General features: G+C 65.0%; 26 protein-coding genes. 11 read left to right on the forward strand and 15 right to left on the reverse strand.

The annotated features are described in order from the left end of the window. The coding region (locus tag EN738_RS36065; RefSeq protein ID WP_245494284.1) for a hypothetical protein at positions 1-873 on the reverse strand (873 nt) is incomplete at its 3' end. Between EN738_RS36065 and EN738_RS00860 the strand changes: the two genes are divergently transcribed. The 9 genes from EN738_RS00860 (at position 872) to EN738_RS00900 (ending at position 12,165) form a co-directional block, all read left to right on the forward strand. Continuing rightward, entirely contained in the window at positions 872-1,852 is a 981-nt protein-coding gene (locus EN738_RS00860) for a substrate-binding domain-containing protein (protein ID WP_245494288.1), read from the forward strand. The two genes, EN738_RS36065 and EN738_RS00860, sit on opposite strands and share 2 nt — an antisense overlap. A gap of 69 nt (positions 1,853-1,921) precedes the next feature. After that, entirely contained in the window at positions 1,922-3,448 is a 1,527-nt protein-coding gene (locus tag EN738_RS00865; RefSeq protein WP_127282055.1) for a sugar ABC transporter ATP-binding protein, read from the forward strand. A 44-nt stretch (positions 3,449-3,492) separates the two neighbouring features. Then, a complete protein-coding gene (locus tag EN738_RS00870; RefSeq protein ID WP_245494289.1) occupies positions 3,493-4,452 on the forward strand; it encodes an ABC transporter permease in 960 nt (319 codons plus the stop codon). 1 nt (position 4,453) lies between these two features. Next, complete coding sequence (locus EN738_RS00875) at positions 4,454-5,434, forward strand: sugar-binding transcriptional regulator (RefSeq protein ID WP_127282056.1); 981 nt, start codon at positions 4,454-4,456, stop codon at positions 5,432-5,434. Further along, a complete protein-coding gene (locus EN738_RS00880; protein WP_127282057.1) occupies positions 5,424-6,419 on the forward strand; it encodes an aldo/keto reductase in 996 nt (331 codons plus the stop codon). Before EN738_RS00875 ends, EN738_RS00880 begins: the two co-directional genes overlap by 11 nt. 63 nt (positions 6,420-6,482) lie before the next feature. After that, the gene (locus EN738_RS00885) at positions 6,483-8,291 is read left to right on the forward strand and encodes a glycerol-3-phosphate dehydrogenase/oxidase (protein WP_127282058.1); all 1,809 of its coding nucleotides are present in this window, start codon (positions 6,483-6,485) and stop codon (positions 8,289-8,291) included. After that, positions 8,203-9,045, forward strand: coding sequence for a class I fructose-bisphosphate aldolase (locus tag EN738_RS00890; RefSeq protein WP_127282059.1), 843 nt, complete (start codon positions 8,203-8,205; stop codon positions 9,043-9,045). Before EN738_RS00885 ends, EN738_RS00890 begins: the two co-directional genes overlap by 89 nt. Continuing rightward, positions 9,038-10,561, forward strand: a complete 1,524-nt coding sequence (locus EN738_RS00895) for an FGGY-family carbohydrate kinase (protein ID WP_127282060.1) — start codon at positions 9,038-9,040, stop codon at positions 10,559-10,561. The genes EN738_RS00890 and EN738_RS00895 overlap by 8 nt, the downstream gene beginning before the upstream one ends. Beyond that, positions 10,558-12,165, forward strand: coding sequence for a GMC family oxidoreductase N-terminal domain-containing protein (locus tag EN738_RS00900; protein WP_127282061.1), 1,608 nt, complete (start codon positions 10,558-10,560; stop codon positions 12,163-12,165). Before EN738_RS00895 ends, EN738_RS00900 begins: the two co-directional genes overlap by 4 nt. Positions 12,166-12,180: 15 nt before the next feature. Here the strand turns inward: EN738_RS00900 and EN738_RS00905 are convergent, their stop codons facing one another. Further along, on the reverse strand, positions 12,181-12,537 hold the full coding sequence (locus tag EN738_RS00905) for a YciI family protein (protein WP_127282062.1): 357 nt from the start codon (positions 12,535-12,537) through the stop codon (positions 12,181-12,183). Continuing rightward, complete coding sequence (locus EN738_RS00910) at positions 12,534-12,761, reverse strand: hypothetical protein (protein ID WP_127282063.1); 228 nt, start codon at positions 12,759-12,761, stop codon at positions 12,534-12,536. Before EN738_RS00910 ends, EN738_RS00905 begins: the two co-directional genes overlap by 4 nt. 208 nt (positions 12,762-12,969) lie before the next feature. Between EN738_RS00910 and EN738_RS00915 the strand changes: the two genes are divergently transcribed. After that, positions 12,970-13,395, forward strand: a complete 426-nt coding sequence (locus EN738_RS00915) for an OsmC family protein (protein WP_127282064.1) — start codon at positions 12,970-12,972, stop codon at positions 13,393-13,395. Positions 13,396-13,487: 92 nt separating this feature from the next. Here the strand turns inward: EN738_RS00915 and EN738_RS00920 are convergent, their stop codons facing one another. The 8 genes from EN738_RS00920 to EN738_RS00955 form a co-directional block, all read right to left on the reverse strand. Next, positions 13,488-14,123, reverse strand: coding sequence for a DUF480 domain-containing protein (locus tag EN738_RS00920; protein WP_127282065.1), 636 nt, complete (start codon positions 14,121-14,123; stop codon positions 13,488-13,490). Beyond that, entirely contained in the window at positions 14,120-14,932 is an 813-nt protein-coding gene (locus EN738_RS00925) for a nucleotidyltransferase domain-containing protein (protein WP_127282066.1), read from the reverse strand. The genes EN738_RS00920 and EN738_RS00925 overlap by 4 nt, the downstream gene beginning before the upstream one ends. A 7-nt stretch (positions 14,933-14,939) precedes the next feature. After that, positions 14,940-15,719, reverse strand: coding sequence for a succinate dehydrogenase iron-sulfur subunit (locus EN738_RS00930; protein ID WP_127282067.1), 780 nt, complete (start codon positions 15,717-15,719; stop codon positions 14,940-14,942). After that, complete coding sequence (locus EN738_RS00935) at positions 15,720-16,154, reverse strand: DUF3052 family protein (protein WP_127282068.1); 435 nt, start codon at positions 16,152-16,154, stop codon at positions 15,720-15,722. A gap of 2 nt (positions 16,155-16,156) precedes the next feature. Then, positions 16,157-17,989 carry a succinate dehydrogenase flavoprotein subunit gene (gene sdhA / locus EN738_RS00940; RefSeq protein ID WP_127282069.1) on the reverse strand — a complete coding sequence of 611 codons (1,833 nt, stop codon included), beginning with the start codon at positions 17,987-17,989 and terminating at the stop codon, positions 16,157-16,159. 4 nt (positions 17,990-17,993) lie between these two features. Further along, on the reverse strand, positions 17,994-18,389 hold the full coding sequence (gene sdhD / locus EN738_RS00945; protein ID WP_127282070.1) for a succinate dehydrogenase, hydrophobic membrane anchor protein: 396 nt from the start codon (positions 18,387-18,389) through the stop codon (positions 17,994-17,996). Between the two features lie 2 nt (positions 18,390-18,391). Next, positions 18,392-18,811 (reverse strand): succinate dehydrogenase, cytochrome b556 subunit, encoded by a 420-nt coding sequence (gene sdhC, locus EN738_RS00950; RefSeq protein WP_127282071.1) that lies wholly within the window; start codon positions 18,809-18,811, stop codon positions 18,392-18,394. 236 nt (positions 18,812-19,047) lie between these two features. Next, the gene (locus tag EN738_RS00955) at positions 19,048-19,488 is read right to left on the reverse strand and encodes a hypothetical protein (RefSeq protein WP_127282072.1); all 441 of its coding nucleotides are present in this window, start codon (positions 19,486-19,488) and stop codon (positions 19,048-19,050) included. Between the two features lie 259 nt (positions 19,489-19,747). Here EN738_RS00955 and EN738_RS00960 point away from each other — a divergent pair, with 259 nt between their 5' ends. Next, positions 19,748-20,107: a hypothetical protein gene (locus EN738_RS00960; RefSeq protein WP_127282073.1), complete on the forward strand. Its 360-nt coding sequence runs from the start codon at positions 19,748-19,750 to the stop codon at positions 20,105-20,107. On the opposite strand, the gene EN738_RS00965 is transcribed toward EN738_RS00960, so the two are convergent. From EN738_RS00965 to EN738_RS00985, 4 genes are all read right to left on the reverse strand, one after another. After that, entirely contained in the window at positions 20,091-21,293 is a 1,203-nt protein-coding gene (locus EN738_RS00965; RefSeq protein WP_127282074.1) for a GGDEF domain-containing protein, read from the reverse strand. The two genes, EN738_RS00960 and EN738_RS00965, sit on opposite strands and share 17 nt — an antisense overlap. A gap of 81 nt (positions 21,294-21,374) precedes the next feature. Continuing rightward, a complete protein-coding gene (locus EN738_RS00970; protein ID WP_127282075.1) occupies positions 21,375-22,571 on the reverse strand; it encodes a GGDEF domain-containing protein in 1,197 nt (398 codons plus the stop codon). A 171-nt stretch (positions 22,572-22,742) separates the two neighbouring features. Next, positions 22,743-24,152: a 3-isopropylmalate dehydratase large subunit gene (gene leuC / locus EN738_RS00975; protein ID WP_127282076.1), complete on the reverse strand. Its 1,410-nt coding sequence runs from the start codon at positions 24,150-24,152 to the stop codon at positions 22,743-22,745. Positions 24,153-24,623: 471 nt separating this feature from the next. Then, entirely contained in the window at positions 24,624-25,259 is a 636-nt protein-coding gene (locus EN738_RS00985) for a class I SAM-dependent methyltransferase (RefSeq protein ID WP_127282077.1), read from the reverse strand. Between the last annotated feature and the right edge of the window lie 35 nt (positions 25,260-25,294).

Raw genomic sequence — 25,294 nt, forward strand, 5'->3', positions numbered from 1 at the left:
CTTCAGGCTCTGCTCGCCGCCCTTTGCGACGCGATTGAGCATCTGCAGCAGATCTTCCCTTTCGTGCGGGTCGAGGCGCTCGCGCAGGAACGGCGCCAGCTTGTCGATGACGATCGTGGTGTCATCAATCTGCGCCGCTGCCCACTTGGCGTAGACGACGGCCTCGTCGGTCTTCTTCTGGCCATCCGAAATCCCCGAAATCACTTCGCGGATGACGGCTTCGCGCTGCGGCAGGATGGGGCCCTGTTCCGACACGATGGCGGTGATCAGCGTCGCCGCCGCCACCACCGGATTGTCGATCGCCGTCAGCGGCGACAGCGCAGCCTGCTTGCGCAGCTTCTTGCGGCGGATGTTGCCCTGAACGCGGCCGACGACGTCGGCGACCTCGCGCGCGGCCTCGTTCATGGCCTTCATCCGGTACCACCAGAACGCGGCCGCTCCCAACACGCCAAGGATAGCAAGCAGGAAAGGCATGTCGAAATCCCCCCGGAAAACTCCGGCGACAATAAGAGAACTGCGCCGTTGCTTCAACACGCAAGAATTGCGACCGGTGCAGAGGGAGAGGTGTTCCCTGCAAGCATCCGCACACCGATCGAATGTCCTGCCTTTCGGTCGCTCACCCGCAAGGCAAACGACGCAGCCGCGCCGATGACACTGCAGTTTGGCTGGCATCGCGCGTCTGCAAGAAATTTCACATCGTGATATTTCGTGCAACATCATTGACACGCAACAAACCCCGCCGTATTCAGCATTGCCAGAGATTTCATGTGCTGAAATTTCTTGCAAAGCCGATACGACGAGGCTGTCATCGTCGGGGAACCCGGAGGAGAGAATGAACAGGATTGGGCTGGCGGGCGCATTGAGCGCCGCCATGATGACGCTGACCTTGGCGATGCCAGGCGCCGCGTCGGCAGAGAGCAAGTTTCAGTGCAAGCCGGACGAGACCTATGTGATGAACGTCATGGTCTCCGCGCATCCCTATTGGGTGCCGGTCTATCAGGGCTTCAAGCAGGCCGCCCAGGCGATGGGCTGCAAGACCGTGTTTTCGGGCACGCCTGACTACGACATTGCCAAGCAGATCGCCTCTTTCGAACAGGATCTGATCAAGAAGCCGGCCGGCGTGCTGTTGCACCCGATGCAGGCCGACCCGTTCATCGAGCCGATCAACCGCGCCATCGAGAACGGCACCACCGTCGTCACCTTCGCCGCCGACTCGCCGAAATCCAAGCGCGTGTCCTACATCACCTCGGACAATCTGGCGGAAGCCAAATTCGCCGCCGAGGAGATCGTCAAGCAGGTCGGCGACGACGCCGAATATGGCGTGCTGGAGAATCCGGGGCAGAGCAACCACGACCTGCGCGTCACCGCCTTCATCGACTATCTCGCCAAGAACTATCCGAAGATGAAGCTGGTCGGCCGCCAGGCCTCCAACCAGGACGCCAATGTCGCCAACAAGGCGGTGGCCTCGATGCTGCAGGCCAATCCGAACCTGAAGGCGCTGTGGATTCCCGAAGCCGGCTCGGCCGAGGGCGCGGTCGCCGCCGTCCTCGAGGCCAAGGCCAAGGTGCTGATCATGCATGCCGACATCACCCCGGCGACGCTGGAGCAGATCAAGGCCGGCAACATCCACATGGCGCTGAGCCCCAACCAGGGCATGCAGGGCTATCTCGGCTTCGTCGCCACCTTCATGGCGGCGCATCCGGAACTGATCGACCCGTTCAACGACTACAAGACGTCGGGCTACAACCCGATGAGCATCCCCTTCGCCGATAACGGCTTCGCCGTCATCACCAAGGAGAACGCCGACTCGTTCGACCTGAACAAATACATGCAAGGCCGCGATCCAAGCTGATCCGTCCCGCGGGCAGCCGCGCCGTCCGGCGCGGTTGCCTCAACCATTCCTGAGCAGGCGAGAACCTCAGTGGAAACCCCGGTCCTCCTCAAAATATCCGGCCTCAGCAAATCGTTCGGCCCTGTCCGTGCCTTGCGCGATGTCGGATTCGAGCTGCGCGCCGGTGAAATCCACGCCATTGCCGGCGAGAACGGCGCCGGCAAGTCGACGCTGATGAAGGTGATCGACGGCATCTTGGCGCCGGACAGCGGCGACATCCAGGTCGATGGCCGCTCTGTCTCCATCCCTTCGCCGCTGGCGGCGCAGAAGCTTGGCATCGGCTTTGTGCACCAGGAGATCGCGCTGTGCCCCGATATTTCGGTGGCCGAGAACATCTTCATGTCGCTCACCAACGCCAGCAAGGCGCTGCTGATGAACTACCGCGATCTCGAGAAGCGCGCGACGGCGATCCTGGCGCGGCTTGGCAACATCGATCCGGCCGCGACGGTACGCAACCTGTCCATTTCCCAGCAGCAACTGGTCGAGATCGCCAAGGCGCTGACGCTCGATTGCCGCATCCTCATCTTCGACGAACCGACGGCGGCGCTGACCGAGCGCGAGGCGCAAAAGCTGTTCGAGATCATTCACCAGCTTGCCGGCGAAGGCATCGGCATCATCTACATCTCGCACCGCATGGCCGAGATCTTCGACAATTGCGACCGCGTCACGGTGCTGCGCGACGGCCGCTACATCACCACGCTCGACATTGCAGGGACGACTCCCGAACAAGTAGTCGCCTCCATGGTCGGCCGCGTCATCGACAGCCTCTACCCCGAGAAGCTGCGCGACGACGAAAGGTCCGAAGACATACTGCTCGAGATCGCCGGTCTCTGCGAGGCGACTGCCTTCCGCGACATCAGCTTTCAATTGCGCAAGGGCGAGATCCTGGGCATTGGCGGCCTGATCGGCGCCGGCCGCAGCGAGATCGTAAAGGGCATCTGCCGGCTCGAAGGCGAGGTGACCGGCGATGTCATCCTGCGCGGCAAGCGCCTGTCGCTGACCCATTACGGCGACAGCATCGCTGCGGGCATCGTCTACCTGTCAGAGGATCGCAAGGGTGACGGGCTGTTCCTCGACATGTCGATCGCCGCCAACATCTCCGCGCTCGCGGTCGACAGGATCGCCACGCGCTCCGGCCTCATCAACGAGCGGCGCGAGAAGCAGCGAGCGGAAACGATCGGCAAGCAGCTATCGCTGAAATGCGGCCATGTCGGTCAGCCGGTTTCGACGCTGTCGGGCGGCAACCAGCAGAAGGTGGCGATCGCCAAGATGCTGTCGGTCGACCCGAAGGTGATCTTCCTCGACGAACCGACGCGCGGCGTCGATGTCGGCGCCAAGGCCGAAATTCATCGCATCCTGCGCAGGCTGGCGCGCGATGGCGTCGGCATCGTGGTCATCTCCTCCGAGCTGCCGGAACTGATCGGTATCTGCGACCGGGTGCTGATCGTGCGCGAGGGACGCATCACCGGCGAAGTCGCGGGCGCTGAGATGACGGAAGAAAACATCATGGTCCTGGCATCGCTTGCCGATGAAGGCCGGCAACGGAGCGCGGCATGAGCATTGTGGGGGACAGTATGGATAGCACGACGCAAGCTGCCCGGATGGGGCTCGGCGCAAGGTTCGGCGGCCTGATCAGGATGCGTGAGACCGGCCTGATCCTCATCATCGCCGTGCTGTTTGGCGTCATGTCGTTCGCATCGCCCTATTTCCTGACCTGGGACAATATGCGGGCGATGGCGATGGCCTTCGCCGTGGAAGGCATCGTCGTGGTCGGCATGACGATCCTGCTGATTTCCGGCGGCATCGACCTGTCGGTCGGTTCGGTCACCGCGCTCGCCATGGTGGTCGCCGGCCTGCTTTTCCTCAACGGGATGGACCCTTGGCTGGCGTCGCTGGTCGCGATAGCGGCGTGCGCTGCCATCGGCGCCTTCATGGGATTCTTCGTCACCAGAGTGGGGCTGCACCATTTCATCGTCTCGCTGGCGGTGATGGTGATTGCACGCGGGCTCTGCCTGCTCGGCACCGGCGGCCGCCCGCTCGGGCTCTACACTCTGCCGCCTGAGTTCAAGTTCATCGGCCAGGGCGCGGTCGGCGGCATTCCGGTCGTCATCATCATCTTCATCGTCTTCGTCATCCTGTCCGACTTCATGCTGCGCCGCACGACGATGTTCCGCAAAGTCTTCTACACCGGCAGCAACGAGAAGGCGGCGGCCTACTCCGGCATCCGCACCGGGAAAGTCGTGTTCCTGACCACGACGCTGTGCTCGACATTGTGCGGCTTTGCCGGCGTCATCTATATGGCCCGCTTCGGCTCGGCCCAGCCGACATTCGGCGCCGGCATGGAGCTGAACGTCATCGCCGCAGCGGTGATCGGCGGCGCGAGCCTGACCGGCGGCATCGGCACCATTCTCGGCGCCATCCTCGGCACCGTCCTTTTGTCCGTCGTTTCAAGCTCGCTCGCCCTGCTCGACGTGTCCGTCTATTGGCAGGACATCATCCGCGGGTCCATTCTGCTGACGGCGGTCACCGCCGATTATTACTTCAACAAGCGGCGGGGCTGAGATGGCGGACAGCAGGGAAGATTTCGAGACGATCCGGCAGATCCACACTGTGCTGGTGCTGCATTTCGTCGACGGCATGAAGCAGAACGACATCGCCGCGGCGCTCAACCTGTCGGCGTCCAAGGTCAATCGGCTGATCGCCCAGGGGCGCAAGCTCGGCATGCTGAGGATCGCCGTCGAGAGCCCGTTCCAGGCCCTGGTCAATATCGAAAAGCAGCTGATCGAAATTGCCCGCCTGGCAGGAGCGATCGTGACACCGACCGTGGCCGGCAGTCCCGAAAGCACGCTGCAGCAGGTGGGGCGCGCGGCGGCCAACCAGTTGCTCGAGACCTTGCGCGACGGCGACGTCATCGCCATTACCGGCGGCAAGGCGATCAGCGCCCTCGCCGAGAACCTGCAGCCGGAGCGGGTCTTCGACGTCACCGTCGTGCCGCTGACCGGCGGCGTCCAGGGCAAGCACTATACCGACGTCAACCATCTGGCGACACGCCTCGCCGAGCGGCTCGGCGGTTCCAGCATGCTCCTGCATGCGCCGCTGTTCGCCGAGAGCCGGGAGCAGCGCGACCTGCTTCTGGAGATGGCGTCGGTGCGCGAGATCTTCGACCTGGCGCGCAAGGCCGCGATCGCACTGGTCGGCATCGGCTCGATCCAGACGCCTGGGTCGAGCTACTACGACCTTCGCCCAGGCCTCGACCCCGACCGCGAAAAGCTGGTCGCCAGCGGCGCGGTCGGCGAGTTCCTTGCGCATCTGATCCGCGATGACGGCACGCTGGCGGATTATCCGCCCAACGACCGCCTGGTGGCGCTGGCGCCTTCGGAACTCGGTCGCTGCCGGACGGTGATGGGCGTCGCCAGCGGCGCCGAAAAGGTCGGGCCGATCCGCGCCGCGTTGCGCGGCAATTATCTCAAGTCTCTGGTCGTCGACGAAGAAACCGCCAACGCAGTCCTGAACAATGCGGGGAGCCTACGCAATGTCGCCTGAAATGTTGACGCGCACCATTGGCGCGTCGGGAATCTCCGCCTCCGCGATCGGCCTCGGCACCTGGGCCATCGGCGGCTGGATGTGGGGCGGCACCGACGAGGCGCAGTCCATCGACACCATCCGCGCCTCGATCGACGAAGGCGTTTCGCTGATCGACACCGCGCCGGCCTACGGCCAGGGCCTGTCGGAGGAAATCGTCGGCAAGGCGATCAAGGGACGCCGCGGCGAGGTCGTGCTGGCCACCAAGCTCGGACTGATCTGGCACGCAAAAAAGGGCAATCACTTCTTCGACTATGACGGCGCGCCGGTGCATCGCTATCTCGGCGCCGACTCCGTGGTCTACGAAGTGGAGCAGAGCCTGCGCCGTCTCGGCACCGACCACATCGACCACTATATTACCCACTGGCAGGATTCGACGACGCCGGTCGCCGAGACCATGGAAGCGCTCGATCGCCTCAAGACCCAGGGCAAGATCCGCTCCATCGGCGCCAGCAATGTCGGGGTTGCGGATGTCGAAGCCTATCTCGCCGCCGGCCAACTCGACGCGGTCCAGCAGCAATACAGCATGGTGGTGCGCGACATGGAGCGCGACCTGTTGCCTTTCTGCGCGGACAACAATGTGTCCGTGCTCAGCTACTCCTCGCTGGCGCTCGGCCTGTTGTCGGGCAGGATCGGTCCGGACCGCGTCTTTACCGGCGATGACCAGCGCAAGGACAATCCGTGGTTCTCGCAGGCCAACCGCCGCAAGGTCGCGACGCTGATGGAAGAGATACGGCCGATTGCCGAGGCACACGGCGCGAGCGAGGCGCAGATCGTCATCGCCTGGACGCTGCAGCAGCCGGGCATCACCTTCTCGCTTTGCGGCGCCCGCAGCCCGCAGCAGGCCAGGGAGAACGCGCAGGCCGGCCGCATCAGATTGTCCGGACAGGAGATCAGCCAGATCAGCGAGGCCGCCAGCCGCCATCTGACAAATCTCGACGCCTGATCGCCACCTGTGAATCCGAAACAAATCGAGCTGCCGTCCGCCGGACGGCCGAACGGCGAAGCCATGCCTGACCAGAGAAGCCTCATCCTCGACAAGATCCGCCACAATGGCGCGTTCGATGTCGTCGTCGTGGGCGGCGGCATCAACGGCATCGGCGTTTTCCGCGAACTGGCGCTGCAGGGCCTCAAGGTGCTGCTGGTCGAGCGCAGCGATTTCTGCTCGGGCTGCAGCGCGGCCCCTTCGCGCATGATCCACGGCGGTCTGCGCTATCTCGAGAATGGCGAGTTCGGCCTGGTGCAGGAATCGTTGCGCGAGCGCGATGCGCTGCTGGCCAATGCGCCGCACATGGTGCGGCCATTGCCGACGACGATTCCGATCCGCACCGTCTTCTCCGGTCTGATGAACGGCGCGGCCGGTTTTCTCGGGCTTTCCGAGGCGCCTTCCAGCCGCGGCGCGCTGGCGATCAAGGCGGGGCTCGCGCTCTACGACTGGACGACGCGCAAGCGCCGGGTGCTGCCGCGCCACAAGTTCCGCGGCGCCAGGACGACATTCGCGCAATGGCCGGCGCTCGACCCGAAACTGCGCTTTTCCGCCACCTACTACGACGCCTGGATCAGCTATCCGGAACGGCTTGGCATCGAACTGCTGCTCGATGCCGGACGCCTCGCGCCCGACAGCCTCGCGCTCAACCGCGCCCAGATCACGCGCGCCGGTTCGGCCTTCGAACTTACCGACATGACTACCGACGAGCGCTTCCCTGTCAGCGCCAAGGCAATCGTCAACGCGACGGGCGCATGGCTCGATTCGGCGATCGCCCGGCTCGACGCATCCGGAAAGCCCGCGGCACCGCTCGTCGAGGGCACCAAGGGCTCGCACCTCATCCTCGACAACGAGCCGCTTTACCAGGCCCTTGGCGGCCACATGATTTTCTTCGAGAACGCCGACGGCCGGATCTGCATCATGTTTCCCTATCTCGGCAAGGTGCTGGTCGGCTCGACCGATATTCGCGTCAGCGAGGCCAGCCGCGTGCGCTGCGAACCGGCGGAAGCCGATTACATACTGGCGGCGGCGCGGCTGGTCTTTCCGGCTATTCCGGTTCACGCCTCCGACGTCGTATTCACCTATAGCGGCATCCGGCCGCTGCCGAAGAGCGACCATGCCTTCACCGGCAGGATTTCGCGCGGCCATTCCGTGCATCGCATTGCCGGCGACATCCCGCAGTTCTGCATGATCGGCGGCAAATGGACAACCTTCCGCGCCTTCGCCGAACAGGCGGCCGATGCAGTGCTGGCCGAGCTTGGCCGCGAACGCCTTTGCGGCACGCTGACCATGCCGATCGGCGGCGGCCTCGGCTTTCCCGGGGATCCGGCGGCGCTGGCGGCCGATCTGGCTGGCGAGTTCACGCTCAGCGGCGACCGCGCCGCCTATCTTGTCGACCGCTACGGCAGCGGTGCGCGCGACATCGCCCTGTTTTGCGTCGGGCGTCCCGACGATATCAGGCTGGACGGCAGGACCGAAACGACGGCAGCCGAAATCGTCTACCTGACCCGGCATGAGTTCGTGACCTGCCTGTCCGATCTTGTCCTGCGCCGCACATCGCTTGCCATTCGCGGCGACATCTCGATGGCGGCCATCGAACGCATCGCCGAGGCAGTGGCCGCCGAGCGCGGCTGGAGCGATCGACAGCGCGACGGCGAGGTGCAAAGCCTGGTTGCCGAACTCGACACCTATCACGGCGTCTCGCAGGAGATGCTCGACCAACGCACGATTTCAGGAGCAGAAGATGAAGGTCAGCGCCAAGGCCCGCATGAACCGGATGTTCACCAACGGCAATTGCCTCGACGTGGCGCTCGATCACGGCGTCTGCAATGAGCCGGGTTTTCTCGTCGGCCTGGAGGACATGCCGCGCGTCATCGACACGCTGGTCGCGGCAGGACCGGACGCGCTGCAGCTCGCCTACGGGCAGGCCGATCTGCTGCAATCGCGGCCGGACAAGAACAAGCCGGCGCTGGTCATGCGCATCGATATGGGCAATCCCTACAATGTCCAGCGCCACCGCGTGATGTGGTCGATGCTGCAGAACCATGACGAGCCGATCATCGGCGCGCTGGAGATGGATGCGGCCTGCGTCGTCGTCAACCTGTTCATGCTGCCTGACGAGCCGGAGCTGTTTCGCCAATGCGTCGAAAACATCAGCAAGGTCCGCGCCGCCTGCCACAGATACGGCATGCCCTTGATGATCGAGCCGCTGGTGATGCTGCCCAACGATGTGCGCGGCGGCTATCAGGTCGACGGCGACGCCGAGAAGATCGTCACCCTGGTGCGGCTCGCCGCCGAAATGGGCGCCGACATCATCAAGGCCGATCCGACCGACCGGCCTGAGGATTTCCACCGCGTCGTCGAGGCCGCGCGCGTGCCGGTGCTGGTGCGCGGCGGCGGCAAGGACGACCTCAGGACGGTGCTGGCAAAATCGTCGGCCCTGCTCAGACAAGGCGCCAAGGGGCTGGTCTATGGCCGCAACATCTATCAGCATGCCAACCCGAAGGCGGTGGTCAACGCGCTGATGGCGATGATCCACAAGGACGCCGGCGGCGAAGAGGCCTGGGATATCTACAACAATGGCTGATCAGGCCGCATATCTGCTCGGTCTCGACGCCGGCAACACCATCATCAAGGCAGTGCTGTTCGACCTCGCCGGGCGGCAGGTCGCCATGCACACCGTCGCCGGGGGCTCGCACACGCCGCAGCCCGGCTATGTCGAACGCGACCTCGGCGATATGTGGGCCGTTGCTCGCGACGCCATCCGCCGCTGCATTGCGCAGGCTGGTATCGACGCGCGCCAGATCGCCGCTGTCGGCTGCGCCGGCCATGGCAACGGCCTCTATCTGATCGACCGCGCCGGCGCCCCGCTGATCGGCATCCAGTCGCTCGACACCCGCGCCGCCGGCATGGCGAAGGAGCTGGCTTCGCGCAATGCCGGCGCCCTGCACGCGATCTGCCTGCAAAAGCCCTGGCCGGCGCAGACGCCAACCTTGCTGGCCTGGGTCAAGCAGCATGACCCCGACCTTTATGCCGCGACCGGCACGGCGATGCTGTGCAAGGATTTCATCGCCTTTTGCCTCACCGGAGAGCAGGTGAGCGATGTCTCCGACATGTCCGGCTGCGGCCTCGTCCGCATGCCCGAAGGCGTCTATGATGCCGAGCTTCTGGCGCTCTACGGCATCGAGGACGCGCAGGAAAAACTGCCGCGGCTACTCGACAGTGCCGACATTGCCGGCGCGGTCACCGCCAGCGCGGCCGAAGAGACCGGGCTGGCAGAAGGCACGCCGGTCATCGCCGGCTATTTCGATGTCGTCGCCAGCGCCATGGGGGCCGGCGTCGTGCGCCCCGGCGAAGCCTCGATCATTGCCGGCACGTGGTCGGTCAACCAGGTTTTCTCCACCGCGCCGGTTGTCGATCCCGATGTTTTCATGGTGGCGCGGTTCGGCCCCGGACGCTTCGTCAACATCGAATCCAGCGCGACATCGGCCGCCAATCTTGAATGGTACGTGCGTGAATTCGTCGAGCGCGGCAGCCACCTCGGCGACCCGTTCGGCCATTGCAACGCGGCTGTCGGCGAAGTAACGCCGGCCTGGGACGACCCGATTTTCCACCCGTTCCTCTACGGCTCGGGCCAGAGCGCCGAGTTCCGCGCCGGCTTCTACGGGCTGGCCGGCTGGCACAGCGAAGGCCATCTGCTGCGCGCGCTGTTCGAAGGCGTGATGTTCGAGCACCGGCGCCACATCGATGTGTTGAAAGACGCCGGCGTCGGCTTCGACAAGGCGGTGCTGTCCGGCGGCGGCTCACGCAGCGAGCACTGGCCGCAAATCTTCGCCGACGGGCTCGGCGTGCCGATCACCGTTCCTGAAGCCCGCGAGACCGGCGCGCTTGGCGCGGCGATTGGCGCCGGCGTGGCGGTCGGACTGTTCGCCGACTATGAGTCCGGCGTCGACGCCATGACCCGTCCGCGCGCCGCCTACCGTCCGGATCCGGCCATGCAGCGTCACTATGCCAGGCGTTATCGCGCCTATTGCGGCCTCGCCGATACGCTGCGATCGTTCTGGACCGAACAGGCCGCAGGACCAGGCAGAGCAGCAGAATGACCCCAAGGCTGGACGGCGACTACGACTACATCATCGTCGGCGCGGGTACCGCCGGCTGCGTGCTGGCCAACCGCCTGAGCGAAGATCCGGCGACGCGCGTGCTGCTGCTCGAGGCCGGCGGCAGCGACAATTACCACTGGGTGCACATTCCTGTCGGCTATCTCTATTGCATCGGCAATCCGCGCACCGACTGGATGATGAAGACGGCGCCGGAAGCCGGCCTGAACGGCCGCTCGCTGGTCTATCCCAGGGGCAAGGTGCTGGGCGGCTGCACCTCGGTCAATGGCATGATCTACATGCGTGGCCAGGCTGCGGACTATGATGGCTGGCGGCAGATGGGCAATGTCGGCTGGGGCTGGGACGACGTACTGCCCTATTTCCTCAAATCCGAGGACCATCATGGCGGCGAGACCAGGCTGCATGGTTCCGGCGGCGAATGGAAAGTGGCGCGGCAGCGCCTGTCCTGGCCGATCCTGAACACGGTGCAGGAAGCGGCGAAGGAATTCGGCATCATGCCGCGCGAGGATTTCAACGACGGCGACAATGAGGGTTCCGGCTTCTTCGAGGTGAACCAGAGCAAGGGCGTGCGCTGGAACACCGCCAAGGCATTCCTGCGCCCGGCGCTGCGGCGGCCCAACCTGCGGCTGGTCGCCAAGGCGCATGTCGAGAAGGTGCTGTTCGAGGGCAAGCGGGCTGCCGGGGTCAGCTACCTCGCCGGCGGCGAGGCACGCCAGGCCAGCGCCGGCCGAGAGGTGTTGCTGACGGCCGGGGCGATCAACACGCCGAAACTGCTGGAGCTTTCCGGTGTCGGCCAGCCGGATCGCCTCGCCTCGCTCGGCATCGATTTGGTTCACGCCAGCCCCGATGTCGGTGAGAACCTGCAGGATCACCTGCAGATCCGCACCGTCTACAAAGTGTCGTCGGCGTTGACGCTCAACACCCTTGCCAACAGCCTGACCGGCAAGGCGCGGATCGCGCTGCAATATGCGTTTGCCCGGTCGGGGCCGATGTCGATGGCGCCAAGCCAGTTCGGCATGTTCAGCAAATCCGATCCGTCGATGGAGACGCCGGACCTGGAATACCACGTCCAGCCCTTGTCGACGGACCGGCTGGGCGACCCGCTGCACCCGTTCCCCGCGATCACCATGTCGGTCTGCAATTTGCGGCCCGACAGCATCGGCTCCGTACATGCCACGACACCTGAATTGGCCGTGCAGCCGGAAATCCGGCTGAACTACCTCTCGACGGTGCGCGACCGCGAGATCGCGCTGCGCTCGGTGCGCCAGGCGCGCAAGATCATGACCGCAAAGGCGCTTGCCGACTTCCATCCGGAGGAAATCCTGCCCGGTCTCGCCCACCAGTCCGACGACGACCTGCTGCACGAGATCGGCTCGATCGCAACGACGATCTTTCATCCGGTCGGCACCTGCCGAATGGGCGTCGACGATCGCGCCGTCGTCGGCCCCGACCTGTGCGTGACCGGTGTCGAGGGTCTGCGCGTCATCGACGCCTCGATCATGCCGCGCATCGTCTCCGGCAACACCGCCTCGCCCGTGGTGATGATCGCCGAGAAGGCGGCGGACATGATCCGCCGACCTGCATGAACCAGCGGCGACCGGCTATGAGCCCGGTATGTCGTAGATCGCCCTGACCTCGATGGTGCCGAGTTCGGCCAGCGGAATGTCGCCGGCGATCTCCAGCGCCTCGTCGAGGGTCTCGGCCTCGATCATGACGAAGCCGAGCAACTGCTCCTTGGTCTCGGCGAACGGGCCGTCGGTGACCAGTCTTTTCCCGTTGCGCCGCCGCACGCTCTTCGACGTCTTCACCGATTGCAGCGCCTGCGCGATGATCAGCTTGCCTTGTTGATCCAACGATCTGTCATAGGCCAGCGAATCGGCGTCTAGCTTGGCCGATCCTTCTGGGGTCAACGCATACAGGCTCTGTTCTTCGCCATAGACCAGGCAGACATATCTCATTCCGATCTCCCGTGTTGTGATGGACCATAGGATGCGGTGATGATGGTGTCAGCCGCGCCTCCGAACGCCGCCGCATGATCGAGAAGGCATGCCGCGATGCCGATGATGGCGACCGCCGCCAGCAGCCGGCCGAAGCCGGAGGGCGGCGGATCGAGCCAATAGTCTTCCTGTCGCCCGGCCTTGTGCCCAGGGCATTTCCACAGCGCGAAAAACAGATTGTCCATGTGAGCCTCCATCCGGCCGCGAAATCCGTGGCCGCCCGCAGGACGGTCGAGCCTGATGGAAGTCGACATTTTTGCAGGCGGTTTTTTTAAAAAAGGATTTTGGACGCCGCCGCTCCAAGAGCGCGGTGGCCTTCGCGCGTGCCCGCGCTATAGTTCGGGGGATCGCCGGCGCTCTGCCGGCGCAACCCCGACGATCAAGGAGGATTTCATGGACCGCACCGCGAACGCCGTCTGGAAAGGCAATCTGAAGGAAGGCAAGGGCACGCTCGACAGCCAGAGCGGGGCGCTCAAAGGCACGCCCTATTCGTTCAAGGCGCGCTTCGAGGACGAGAGCGGCAAATCCGGCACCAACCCGGAGGAGCTCATCGCCGCCGCGCACGCCGGCTGCTACGCCATGCAGTTCTCGCACTTCCTCGCCGAGAACGGCACGCCCGCCACCGAACTCGACGCCAAGGCGGTGGTGACGCTGGTGCCCGGCACCGGCATCACCGGCAGCGCTCTCACCGTGGTCGGCAAGGTGCCGGGCATCGACGCGGCAAAGTTCAAGGAGCTGGCCGAGAAGGCCAAGGCCGAATGCCCGGTCTCGAAGGCGCTCGGCGCCATCAAGGTTACGCTCGACGCGAAACTGGGGTGATTGGGGTTTTCGTTTGAGGGGCAGCGATCCTTCGCCCCCCTCTCTGTCCGGCAGGACAGAGAGGGGGGCCTCGCGACAAGGTATCTGATTGGCTACCCGCCCAGCGCCTCGATCTTCGCCCGCAAAGCCGCGACCTCTTCTTCCAGCGCCCGCACCCTGGCCTCTAGATCGGCATCCGACGCTGACGCAGCCGGCTGCCACGGCGCCGCCGCGACCGCCGACACGTCCACCGGCCCTGCGAGCAGATGCACATAGCGATCTTCGCGCTGGCCTGGCCCGCGCGGTATCTCCTGAACGAGCGGCGGTCGCCGGCCGATCAGCATGTCGAGTTCACCGCGCAGATCCTCGATCGACGAAAACCGCGCCATGCGCTCGCTTCGCGCCAACAGCTCATATGCGGTCTGCGGCCCGCGCAACAGGAGCAGCCCGACCAAGGCGGTCTGCGGCGTGGTCAGCGAGAATCGCTGCGCCATCTGATGCTCATAGCGCTCCACGCGCGAACCGAACATCTGCCGCACCAGCCCCTTCTGCTCGAGCAGCTTCAGGGCCCGGTGAACCTCGGTCTGTTCCAGCGCCATCACCGGCTCGCGCGCCGTCTTTTGGTTGGCGGCGGCAAGCGCGGCATTGAGCGTCAGCGGATAGACATCCGGCGTTAACTCCTTCTTCTCGATCAGGCAGCCGAGCACGCGCGCTTCGGCGGGAGAGAGGATGGGAAGGTCTTCGCTCATTGCCGTTCTGCCTCCCGACGATAAAAAGCCGTTGCCAAGGCGCGGTTGTAGGCCTGCCGAGCCTCGTCCCGGACCGAACCGGCCAAGTTCATTTCGTGATGACCATAGCGCGCTTCCAGATAGCGCGCGATCTCGACCGGGATAGGGCCGGTCCCCAGCTCGCGTGTCTCACGTTTCCTGTCGATCAGCCGGAGGATCTCCTCGCCTGCTCGTGTCGGGATCACCGTCTCGGCCAGGCAGTCGAGCATGTTCATCGGCGGCAGGCTGGCAAAGCTGCGCTGTTCCATCCAGTCGAGCGCGACGATCGGACGGATGAAATAGAACAGCTTCTTGAGCTTCACCTCGCCGGCGATGCTGCCGATCCTGGCGACATGTGAACGCGCGAGGCCGAGATAATGCCGCGAAACCCTGACCGGGTCGACGATCTCGGCAAGCAGGTCGAGAAGACGCTGCCGGAAGCCCGGAACCTCCTCGTAGACGATTGGCGATTTCGCCCATTCGACAACGACGGCGTTGCCGCCGAGCGCCAGCAGTAGCGCCTTGCGCAAATCCCAGCCGCCGGCGTCGATCTCGCCCTCGATGGGGAACTCGATCACGTCGCGCGCCTGCTCCAGCACGAGGTGGTCGGCGACCGGGCGGAGGTAGAGGAAACGGCAATCATAATCGCTGTCCGGAGACGGGAAGCCCCAGGCGCGGCTGCCGCTTTCGATGGCGAACAGGACATTTGCCCCTTGCGCCCGGGCCATCTCCAGCCGCGCGCGGATCGCCGTAATCGCTTCCGGCGCGAAATCGTCAGGCAGTGGCTTCATTCGCAGCCTAAACCCGCCGCTCCACCATCATCTTCTTGATCTCGGCGATCGCCTTGGCGGGATTGAGCCCCTTGGGGCAGGTCTGCGCGCAGTTCATGATGGTGTGGCAGCGATAGAGCCGGAACGGGTCCTCGAGATTGTCGAGCCGCTCGCCCTTGGCCTCGTCGCGGCTGTCGATCAGCCAGCGATAGGCCTGCAAGAGCACCGCCGGGCCGAGATAGCGGTCGCCGTTCCACCAGTAGCTCGGGCAGGACGTCGAGCAGCAGGCGCACAGGATGCATTCGTAGAGCCCGTCGAGCTTCTCGCGGTCCTCATGGCTCTGCAGCCATTCCTTGGCCGGCTCCGGCGACACCGTCTTCAGCCACGGCTCGATCGAGGCGTGCTGGGCATAGAAATTGGTGAGGTCGGGAACCAGGTCCTTGATCACCGGCATATGCGGCAGCGGATAGACTTTCACCGCGCCGGAAATGTCGTCGCAGCCCTTGGTGCAGGCGAGCGTGTTGGAGCCGTCGATGTTCATGGCGCAGGAGCCGCAAATGCCTTCGCGGCAGGAGCGGCGCAGCGTCAGCGTCGGGTCGATCTTGTTCTTGATGTAGAGCAGCGCGTCGAGCACCATCGGTCCGCAATCGTCCATGTCGACGAAATAGGTGTCCATGCGCGGGTTCTCGTCATCGTCCGGCGACCAGCGGTAGATGCGGTATTCGCGAAGATTGGTGGCGCCTTCCGGCTTCGGCCAGGTCTTGCCCTGCTGAACTTTCGAATTCTTGGGAAGCGTGAGTTCGACCATTTACCTGCGGTCCTTTCGGATGACGAGCTTCAGCCCGGACCAGATTTCATTCACGGCGGCAACCTTGACGTCGACCAGGTCGCGCTTCAGCGCCTCGGCGCGGATGACGTCCTCGGTGACGTCGGTCGCCACTTTCGACGCCTTCTTCGGCCATGAAACCCAGACCATGCCATCGCGCTTGATCGCCGTCTCGATGCCGGCAAGGCCGTCCTCGATCTCGGCGCGCTGCCGGGTGAAGGCATGCACGGCATCGTATTTCTGGCGGCCTGAAATCTCCGACCAGTCGGCCAGCCGGTCGATCGCGGCAAAGTCCACGGCTCCGGCAAGATCATCCAGCTCCGGCGGCAGCGCGATGAAGGCGGCGACCATGCCGTCCTTCAGGCCGAGCTTGGCCGGAAGCGGGGTGCCGGAATATCCCGTTGCCGCCAGCGCCATCGTCAGTACACCCTGGCCTTCGGCGCAATCTTGGCAAGGCTGATGCCGCCGTCCTTTTCGGCCAAGAGCGGCTCGGTGTGCACCGGGCGATAGGTCAGCGTCACCTTGCCGTCCTCGCTGAGATGGGCCAGCGTGTGCTTGCGCCACGCGGCGTCGTCGCGGGCCGAGAAATCTTCCCGCGCATGCGCGCCGCGGCTCTCCTTGCGCGCCTCGGCGCCGTAGACCGTGGTGATGGCGTTGGCCATCAGGTTTTCCAGCTCCAGCGTCTCGACCAGATCCGAATTCCAGATCATCGAGCGGTCGAACACTTTTATGTCCTTGAGCTCGCCCCAGATCTGCGAAATGCGCTTGCAGCCGTTTTCCAACGATTCCTGCGTGCGGAACACCGCCGCGTCTTCCTGCATCGCCTTCTGCATCTTTTCGCGAAGCACCGCCGTTGGCGTCGAGCCGTTGGCGTGGCGAAGCCGGTCGAAGCGGTCCATGATCTTCTCGACCGAGGCTTCGTTCGGCGACGGGATTGCCGACTTGCGGTCGATCACCTGGCCGGCGCGGATCGCCGCGGCGCGGCCGAACACGACGAGATCGATCAGCGAGTTGGAACCCAGCCGGTTGGCGCCGTGCACCGAGGCGCAGCCGGCCTCGCCGACCGCCATCAGGCCTGGCGACACTCTGTCCGGGCTCGCGGCTGTCGGGTTGAGCGCCTCGCCCCAGTAGTTGGTCGGCACGCCGCCCATATTGTAGTGCACCGTCGGCAGCACCGGGATCGGATCCTTGGTGAGGTCGACGCCGGCGAAGATCTTCGCCGACTCCGAGATGCCGGGCAGCCGCTCGTGCAGCACCGCCGGATCGAGATGGTCGAGGTGCAGGAAGATGTGGTCCTTGTTCTTGCCGACGCCGCGTCCCTCGCGGATCTCCAGCGTCATGCAGCGCGAGACGACGTCGCGCGAGGCGAGGTCCTTGGCCGACGGCGCGTAACGCTCCATGAAGCGCTCGCCCTCGGAATTGACGAGGTAGCCGCCTTCGCCGCGCGCGCCCTCGGTGATCAGGCAGCCGGCGCCATAGATGCCGGTCGGGTGGAACTGCACGAACTCCATGTCCTGCAGCGGCAGCCCGGCGCGGGCCGCCATGCCGCCGCCGTCGCCGGTGCAGGTATGCGCCGACGTCGCCGAGAAATAGGCGCGGCCGTAGCCGCCGGTCGCCAGCACCACCATCTTGGCCGAGAAGCGGTGGATGGTGCCGTCGTCGAGGTTCCACGCGACCACGCCGGTGCAGGTGCCGTCCGGCTCCATGATCAGGTCGAGCGCGAAATACTCGATGAAGAACTGAGCGTTGTTCTTCAACGACTGGCCGTAGAGCGTGTGCAGGATGGCGTGGCCGGTGCGGTCGGCGGCGGCGCAGGTGCGCTGCACCGGCGGGCCGTCGCCGTAGTTCATCATGTGGCCGCCGAACGGCCGCTGGTAGATCTTGCCTTCCTCGGTGCGCGAGAACGGCACGCCGTAATGCTCGAGCTCGTAGACGGCGGCCGGCGCCTCGCGCACCATGTATTCCATGGCGTCGACATCGCCCAGCCAGTCCGAGCCCTTGACGGTGTCGTACATGTGCCACTGCCAGGAATCCGGGCCCATGTTGGAGAGCGAGGCGGCGATGCCGCCTTGCGCCGCCACCGTGTGCGAGCGCGTCGGAAACACCTTGGTGATGCAGGCGGTGCGCAGGCCCTGCTCGGCCATGCCGAGCGTGGCGCGCAGGCCGGCGCCGCCGGCGCCGACGATCACCACGTCGAACTTGTGGTCGACGAAAGTGTAGGCGGAATTGGCTGATTTCGCGTCCTTGGCCAAAATGTCAGCCTCCGAATGCCAGTTTGAGCAGGGCGAAGAGCGAGGCGACGCCGACCGCTACGGAAAAGAATGTATTGAGTGCGATCAGCGCCAGCTTCATGCCTTCGCCATGCACGTAATCCTCGATGATCACCTGCATGCCGAGCCGCATGTGGTAGAGCCCGGAAATCAGCACCAGCGCCAGCACCAGCGCCACGAACGGATTGGCGAGCGCCGCCCGCACTTCCGTGTAGCCGTGGCCGTTGAGCGCGATCAGGAAGCCGACGAAGAACAGGATCAGCGGGATGTTGGCGATCGCCGTCAGCCGCTGGCGCCAGAAATGTCCGGTGCCCTCGCGGGCGGAGCCGAGGCCGCGCACCTTGGCCAGCGGCGTCCGCATGTCGGTGTTCTTGCCGCTCATGGTCAGGCTCCCCGCGCCATGTAGCCGGCGATCCAGATCAGCAGCGTGAGCAGGATCGAGCCGGCCAGCGTTGCCCAGGCGATCTTCGAGGCCGTGTGCTTCTCGAGCCCGGCGCCCGTGTCCCAGACCAGGTGCCTTATGCCCCCCAGCATGTGATGCATCAGCGCCCAGGTGTAGCCGAACAGCACCAGCCGCCCCAGCCACGAGCCGAAGGCCCAATTGACCCAATCGAAGGTGGCCTCGGAGCTCGCCGCCGCCATCAGCCAGAACGCCACCAGCAGCGTACCGAAATAGAGCGCGCCGCCGGTGATGCGATGGATGATCGACATCGTCATGGTGATCGGCGGCCGATACACGGTGAGGTGCGGCGAAAGCGGCCGCTCACGTCTGGCAAATTCGCGGGTGGCTGGTGATTTGCTCATGGCTCCCCCAGTTCGGCGTCTCCTGGAGCCCCAGCGGAAAGGCGGCATTGCCGCCTTCGGTTGCGACTTCGGACAGCCGGTTTCTAATGCTCTTTTTGCACCGCGTCAAAGCCGGAAAATCGTTTTGGAAACGTCATTTAGTCTGACAAAAAGGCCGGCTTTTGCTTCAATCGATTAGGGCGCGGCCGAAAGCCGGCGCAATGTTTCGCTGCAGTGCGGCATGCCGATGAAGATTGCTACCTTCTGCAGGTGAGCGGCGTCGATCCTTTCTTCATCAGCAGCGCCTCGCGTCCGTCGATCACAACTGCGTCATGCGTCGCCGCCGCCTGGTAGCGGCTGCTCTGGTTGGCGGGCGACGCCGCAAACTCCTCGGTCCAGCCATCCGGCCCCGCGACACGCAGCGACGTGCCGAGATTTTGGATCGAGATCACGGAGCCATTGCATCTGTAGGTGGCCATGCCGACAGCCGATCGCGGCGCAGTCAGGTCGGTGGTGATCTTGGCTGCGGATGCCGGAGCAGGTGCTGGAGGCGCCGCGGGTGCGGTGGACTGCAGGACCGGAGCAGGAGAGACCGCAGCCGATGCCGCCTTGGGCGCGCCGTCCTGCGGCACACAGGCTGCGGCTGCAGCGAGCAACGGAGCAAGGAGCAATCCCCGAACCAAGCGGCGTGACGCCATGTGCTGCCCCTCCTGTGCGCGGCACGCTAGCCACGATGTCGTTCCTGATCAAGCTCACCCGGCTCAAACGGCTGGTTGAGGTGGCGCGATGGTGCGGGCAAGCATGGCCGAAAGATGGCCACCCCGTCTGCCGAAATTAACCATGTTTGTTAAAGTCCGGCTGAGAAAACGTCCCGGCTCTTAACAAAGGTTAAGAAAAGGTTAATTTCCGATTCGAACAGGCTCCAGACCGAAACGGTCGAAGCAAACGGAGGGTGCCATGCGTTCGAATTCGAGCAGACTGCGCCTTGCGGCGCTTGCGCTGGCGGCACTTGCCGTCGGTTTCACGGCGCCGGCCGAGGCCGGGCTGCGCCACCACGACCGCGTCTATGCCGATTCCTTCGGCAATCTGGTCATCGACAGCGCCGCCGGCTACAAGCGCATCATCGTCGGCGAAGGCAGGCACGCCAAGGAACTCTCGAACTTTACCAGTGCCGGCGAGCCCGACGTGATCTACGAGAACGAGTCCGACGAGACCGTTGGCCGCGGCTGCTACCAGCCGCCGGTCTTCATCAAGGGCCGCTCCTATATGTACGGCCTGTCCGACGGCGAGATGCCGAACCTCAGCCCCTGCCGTTGAAGACGGCGGACGCCTGCCGTCCGGCCGGCCCGGCCGAGACGCGCACGCAATCGCGGCCGCCGCCCTTGGCCTGATAGAGCGCCTCGTCGGCGCGCCGCAACAGATCGGAAAAACCCTCGCCCGCGCCGAGCTCGGCGACGCCGAAGCTGGCGCTGCAGCGATGCTCGGCCGGCAGGCTGTCGATCGGCAGGGCGCCGAAAGCGCTGCGCGCGCCTTCGGCGAACAGCCGCGCGGCCGCGAGATTGGTGCCCGGCAGGATGATGGCGAACTCCTCGCCGCCGATGCGCCCGGCGACGTGATGGTCGGCCGCCGCCTCGCGCAGGAAGCCGGCGAAGGTCTCGATCACCCGGTCGCCGCAGGCGTGGCCGAAATTGTCGTTGATGCCCTTGAAATGGTCGAGGTCGGCGATCACCAGCGCCACCGGAACGCCACGGCGCGCGGCATCCCTCAGGGTGATTTCGGCATGACGTTCGAAGCCGCCGCGGTTGAGCAGCCTGGACAGCGCGTCGGTTTCCGATTTCGACGTCGCCTCGGCCAGCACATCGCGCACCAGTATGGCCAGCGCAAGCAGCGCCAGCGCCAGGCCGAAAACGGTGCCGAGCGATTGCGACACCAGCGCGTAGCTCGTCTGCACATAGGATTGCGGGTCGGCGCCGCGGCCGCCCAGCGCATGCGCGATGAAGGGCTTGGAGGCGAACTGCAGCGCGCTGGCCGTCAGCACGGCCATCAGTATGGTATCGAGCCGCTCGCGCCTTTGCCTTGACGACCAGACGATGCCGAGCGCGGTGAACTGCATGACGGCGTAGGGAAGCTGATAGGCCATCATCGCCGTCAGCGACTGGCGCGGCAATTCCTGCACCAGATAGACGGCGACGGAGGCGATGGCCAGGAAGAACAGCATCGGCCACCAGGGCGGCGCCACGCCGTATTTATGCGCAAGTCCGCCATTGAAGACGATGGTGGCGCCGAGGAAGACGGCAAAGGCCGCGACCACCGGAAGCCGGGCATTGTCGAAGGCGGGGATGACGAACTCGAGCGCGAAATAGACCATGCCCAGCACATAGCCGAGGGCCAGCCAGCGCGCCGACACCCGGCTTTTGTCGTAGATGGCGATCGTCATGAACGCCGCCGCCAGCAGTCCGGCGACGAACAGGTTGATCACGAGGATGACGTCCGCGCTGCCCATGGTCCAAAAACCCCCGCCGACAGCAAAGCATCGACGGGCGAAAAAGACGTTAACGTGGGGTCATGATTGGGCCGCTTGGCCTCACCCGACGCTGGCGGGCTCCGGCACGAAGACCGTTTCGGGACGCTCATAGGACAGGCGCACGCTGTCGCGGCCGTTCTTCTTGGCCTTGTAGAGCGCATCGTCGGCGCGGCGCATCAGCGGCGCCAGGCCTTCGTCGCCGGTGCGGGCGGCGACGCCGAAGCTCGCCGTCACCCTGACGCCTCGCGGCAGGCTGGCGACGCCGCCGGACGAATAGAGCGAGCGGATCGCCTCGGCGAACAGGCGGGCCGAGGCCAGGTCGCACAGCGGCAGCAGCACGGCGAACTCCTCGCCGCCGATGCGGCCGGCGGCGCCGCGCGTGCCGGTGGCGAAGCTCAGCTTGGCGGCGAAGTCGGCGATCACCCTGTCGCCGACCGCGTGCCCGTGCTGGTCGTTGAGCGCCTTGAAGTGGTCGAGGTCGGCAAGCACCATGGCGACGGGGAATTTCGCCTTGGCGCACTGGTCGAGCAGCAGCGCCGCCCGCTCCTCGAAGCCGCGGCGGTTGAGCAGGCCGGACAGCGGATCGGTATGGGTCTCGGCCTTCAGCGCCTTCAAGACGTCGAGCGCGGCCGCCGAAAACAGGGAAAGCGCGATCAGCAGCGACAGCAGCGCATGCGAGAGCAGCGCCGTCGTCCAGTAGGACGAGCCGTAGAATCCGTCATAGCTCGGGAACGGCCCGTGCACGATGACGACGATCAGGGTTCGGACGACGAAGTTCAATCCCGAAAGCAGCGACAGCACGAACAGGATCTTCTCGGTCGGACCGTTGCCGCGCACCGTGCGCAGTTCCGCGGCGACCAGCAGGCTGAGGGCGCCGAAACCGAAATTCATCGACAGGATGCGCCAGGTGAGATCCGGCTGCACGAACATGAACCATGAAAAGGCGGCGAGCCCGCCGCCGGTGGTGAGCGCGATGCCGACATAGGGGACGCGCCGCCCGTAGCGCGCAACGATGGCGCTGGAGAGGCAGCAGGCGGCCGCCGTGAAGCATATGTTGGAGACAAGCTTGGTCAGCACCATCCCGACAGGAAGGGTGAAATACTGGAACAGGAAGCCGGGGGCCGACAGGCAGTAGCTCGTGGCCAACACCGCCAGGTAGGGGCGATGGCGCTGATGGAACCACAGGACGAGGAACGCGGCGCCAAGCGCCAGCGCGATCGTCGGGTTGAGCAGCGCTATGAGCAGACCCGTGTCCAAACGACTGTGATTTCCCCGCTTACGTGAGGGAAGATGCTAAAGCGCAAGCCCAAACAAGCGGTTAAGCGAAGGCCGCCTTTCCGAAAAAACCCGAGGCGCGGCAAAGAAAAACCCCGAGCCACCTGGATGGTTCGGGGTTTTGACCTCGTCCGTATGCGAATGCCGCGGCTGCTATTTCCAGTCGCGGATGTCGACGAAATGGCCGGCGATCGCGGCCGCCGCGGCCATGGCCGGCGACACCAGATGGGTGCGGCCCTTGAAGCCTTGCCGGCCCTCGAAATTGCGGTTCGAGGTCGAGGCGCAGCGCTCATGCGGCTTCAGCCGGTCGTCGTTCATGGCGAGACACATCGAGCAGCCCGGCTCGCGCCAGTCGAAGCCGGCGGCGAGGAAGATCTTGTCCAGCCCCTCGGCCTCCGCCTGTTCCTTGACCAGGCCGGAGCCCGGCACGATCATGGCGTTGACGCGCGGATTGACCTTTCTGCCCTCGACCACCTTGGCGGCGGCGCGCAGATCCTCGATGCGGCCATTGGTGCAGGAGCCGATGAATACGCGATCGAGTTCGATGTCGGTGATCTTGGTGCCGGGCGTCAGCCCCATATAGTCGAGCGCGCGCAGCTTCGACGAGCGCTTGTTCTCGTCGGTGATCTCTTCCGGATTGGGCACGAAGCCCTGCACCGAGACGACATCCTCGGGCGAGGAGCCCCAGGAGACGATCGGCGGCAGCTTCTGCGCGTCGAGCACGACCACCTTGTCGAAATGCGCGCCTTCATCCGAATGCAGCGTCTTCCAATAGGCAAGTGCGGCATCCCAAGCCGCGCCCTTCGGCGCGCGCGGCTTGTCCTTGACATAGGCGAAGGTCGTCTCGTCCGGCGCGATCAGGCCGGCGCGCGCGCCGCCCTCGATCGACATGTTGCAGATCGTCATGCGGCCTTCCATCGACAGCGCGCGGATCGCCTCACCGGCATATTCGATGACGTAGCCGGTGCCGCCGGCGGTGCCGATCTCGCCGATGATGGCGAGGATGATGTCCTTGGCGGTGACGCCTTCCGGCAGCGTGCCATCGACGCGCACCAGCATGTTCTTGGCCTTGCGCTGGATCAGCGTCTGCGTCGCCAGCACATGCTCGACTTCCGACGTGCCGATGCCATGCGCCAGCGCGCCGAAGGCGCCGTGCGTGGAGGTGTGGCTGTCGCCGCAGACGATGGTCATGCCGGGCAGGGTGAAACCCTGCTCCGGGCCGATGATGTGGACGATGCCCTGGCGGATGTCGTTCTCGGAATAATAGTCGATGCCGAAATCCTTGGCGTTCCTGGCCAGCGCCTCGACCTGGATGCGGCTTTCCTCGTTCTTGATGCCGAACTTGCGCTCGGGCGAGGTCGGCACATTGTGGTCGACCACGGCCAGCGTCTTTTCCGGATGCCGGACTTTTCTGCCGCTCATGCGCAGGCCCTCGAAGGCCTGCGGGCTGGTCACCTCGTGAACGAGATGGCGGTCGATGTAGAGCAGGCAGGTGCCGTCGTCCTGGCGGTCGACCAGATGGTCGTCGAAGATCTTGTCGTAGAGGGTGCGCGGTGCGCTCATGTGCGTAAATCCGTCGATATGAAAAAGGGAAGAAGCCGGTGCCGGGCCATGCAAGCCCGGCAAGGGCGACGAGGCGAAGACGGCCTAGCTAAGTCGGCTGGTGAGCGCGCCGCAAACGCGCGCGGCAAATCGCGACGGCAGGCGCTTTCTGTCCTGCAGCACGAAACCCTTGTAGGCCGGATCGCCGAAAAGCTCTTCCATGGCGCTGCTCATATCAATGTTTGCCGATTTCGGCAATCGGCTGGCATTTGCGGCTTAGACACCGAACGTCAGCGCTGCCCCTCACCTGCCTGCCGGCACCCTCTCCCCGTATAGTGACGGGGAGAGGAACGCTCTCATCGGCGATTTCGCCAATTGCTAAGTTTGGATGAAGAGAGCCGGCGTTGCGGCCAGCCCCTTCTCCCCGTCACTATACGGGGAGAAGTGCCCGGCAGGGCGATGAGGGGCGGCGCCGACATCGGTGATTGGCGCTCACACCACCTCAAACACAAACGTCTTCACCAGCGCCTCGGGATCGCCGATCGCGTAGCAGCGGAACCAGGGACTTTGCTCTACCAGCCGCCATTTCTCCTCCCGCTCAAGTCTGTCGAAGACATCTTGAAATCCGCCGCTCTCGAACACCTGGTCGCGCACCGTGAAGATGGCGTGGCCGCCGCGTCGGGTGATGCGCACCAGCTCATGCAGGCCAGATGCCGGCGCATGGCCGATGGTGAACACGCCGGTCGAGAAGAAGGCGCGGAAATGGCCGTCCGGCCAAGGCAGCGGCCCACCGAGCATCGCCTTCTTCAGCTCGCTGTAGGCGTTGCGGCTGCCGGCGATCTTCAGCATGTCGTCGGAGAGATCGAGCCCGGCAATGTCGGCATAGCCAAGCGCCTTCAGCGACGGGCCGGAGAGGCCGGTGCCGCAGCCGGCGTCGAGCAACGGGCCTTCGCCGACAGGCACATGGCGCGCCACCCAGGCGGTGATCAGGAACGGCAGCAGATAGCCGAGCGAGGCGGTCTCGCTGTCATAGGTCGCGGCCCATTCGGCATAGGCCTTGGCGAGCGCCTCCGGCGTGTCGGCCGTATAGACGGAATCCAGCGCCGCATTGGCCTTGTCGAAATCCATCAAGATTGTCCTCCTCCGCTGGCGCGCGGGACGGA

The organism is Mesorhizobium sp. M4B.F.Ca.ET.017.02.2.1, from assembly GCF_003998955.1.
Taxonomy (GTDB): Bacteria; Pseudomonadota; Alphaproteobacteria; order Rhizobiales; family Rhizobiaceae; genus Mesorhizobium; species Mesorhizobium abyssinicae.

Coding starts and splice junctions, on each gene's coding strand:
- EN738_RS00860 (WP_245494288.1), top strand. CDS start 872: ATGATGACGCTGACCTTGGCGATGCCAGGCGCCGCGTCGGCAGAGAGC.
- EN738_RS00870 (WP_245494289.1), top strand. CDS start 3,493: ATGGGGCTCGGCGCAAGGTTCGGCGGCCTGATCAGGATGCGTGAGACC.
- EN738_RS00875 (WP_127282056.1), top strand. CDS start 4,454: ATGGCGGACAGCAGGGAAGATTTCGAGACGATCCGGCAGATCCACACT.
- EN738_RS00880 (WP_127282057.1), top strand. CDS start 5,424: ATGTCGCCTGAAATGTTGACGCGCACCATTGGCGCGTCGGGAATCTCC.
- EN738_RS00885 (WP_127282058.1), top strand. CDS start 6,483: ATGCCTGACCAGAGAAGCCTCATCCTCGACAAGATCCGCCACAATGGC.
- EN738_RS00890 (WP_127282059.1), top strand. CDS start 8,203: ATGAAGGTCAGCGCCAAGGCCCGCATGAACCGGATGTTCACCAACGGC.
- EN738_RS00895 (WP_127282060.1), top strand. CDS start 9,038: ATGGCTGATCAGGCCGCATATCTGCTCGGTCTCGACGCCGGCAACACC.
- EN738_RS00900 (WP_127282061.1), top strand. CDS start 10,558: ATGACCCCAAGGCTGGACGGCGACTACGACTACATCATCGTCGGCGCG.
- EN738_RS00905 (WP_127282062.1), bottom strand. CDS start 12,537: ATGAGATATGTCTGCCTGGTCTATGGCGAAGAACAGAGCCTGTATGCG.
- EN738_RS00910 (WP_127282063.1), bottom strand. CDS start 12,761: ATGGACAATCTGTTTTTCGCGCTGTGGAAATGCCCTGGGCACAAGGCC.
- EN738_RS00915 (WP_127282064.1), top strand. CDS start 12,970: ATGGACCGCACCGCGAACGCCGTCTGGAAAGGCAATCTGAAGGAAGGC.
- EN738_RS00920 (WP_127282065.1), bottom strand. CDS start 14,123: ATGAGCGAAGACCTTCCCATCCTCTCTCCCGCCGAAGCGCGCGTGCTC.
- EN738_RS00925 (WP_127282066.1), bottom strand. CDS start 14,932: ATGAAGCCACTGCCTGACGATTTCGCGCCGGAAGCGATTACGGCGATC.
- EN738_RS00930 (WP_127282067.1), bottom strand. CDS start 15,719: ATGGTCGAACTCACGCTTCCCAAGAATTCGAAAGTTCAGCAGGGCAAG.
- EN738_RS00935 (WP_127282068.1), bottom strand. CDS start 16,154: ATGGCGCTGGCGGCAACGGGATATTCCGGCACCCCGCTTCCGGCCAAG.
- sdhD (WP_127282070.1), bottom strand. CDS start 18,389: ATGAGCGGCAAGAACACCGACATGCGGACGCCGCTGGCCAAGGTGCGC.
- sdhC (WP_127282071.1), bottom strand. CDS start 18,811: ATGAGCAAATCACCAGCCACCCGCGAATTTGCCAGACGTGAGCGGCCG.
- EN738_RS00955 (WP_127282072.1), bottom strand. CDS start 19,488: ATGGCGTCACGCCGCTTGGTTCGGGGATTGCTCCTTGCTCCGTTGCTC.
- EN738_RS00960 (WP_127282073.1), top strand. CDS start 19,748: ATGCGTTCGAATTCGAGCAGACTGCGCCTTGCGGCGCTTGCGCTGGCG.
- EN738_RS00965 (WP_127282074.1), bottom strand. CDS start 21,293: ATGGGCAGCGCGGACGTCATCCTCGTGATCAACCTGTTCGTCGCCGGA.
- leuC (WP_127282076.1), bottom strand. CDS start 24,152: ATGAGCGCACCGCGCACCCTCTACGACAAGATCTTCGACGACCATCTG.
- EN738_RS00985 (WP_127282077.1), bottom strand. CDS start 25,259: ATGGATTTCGACAAGGCCAATGCGGCGCTGGATTCCGTCTATACGGCC.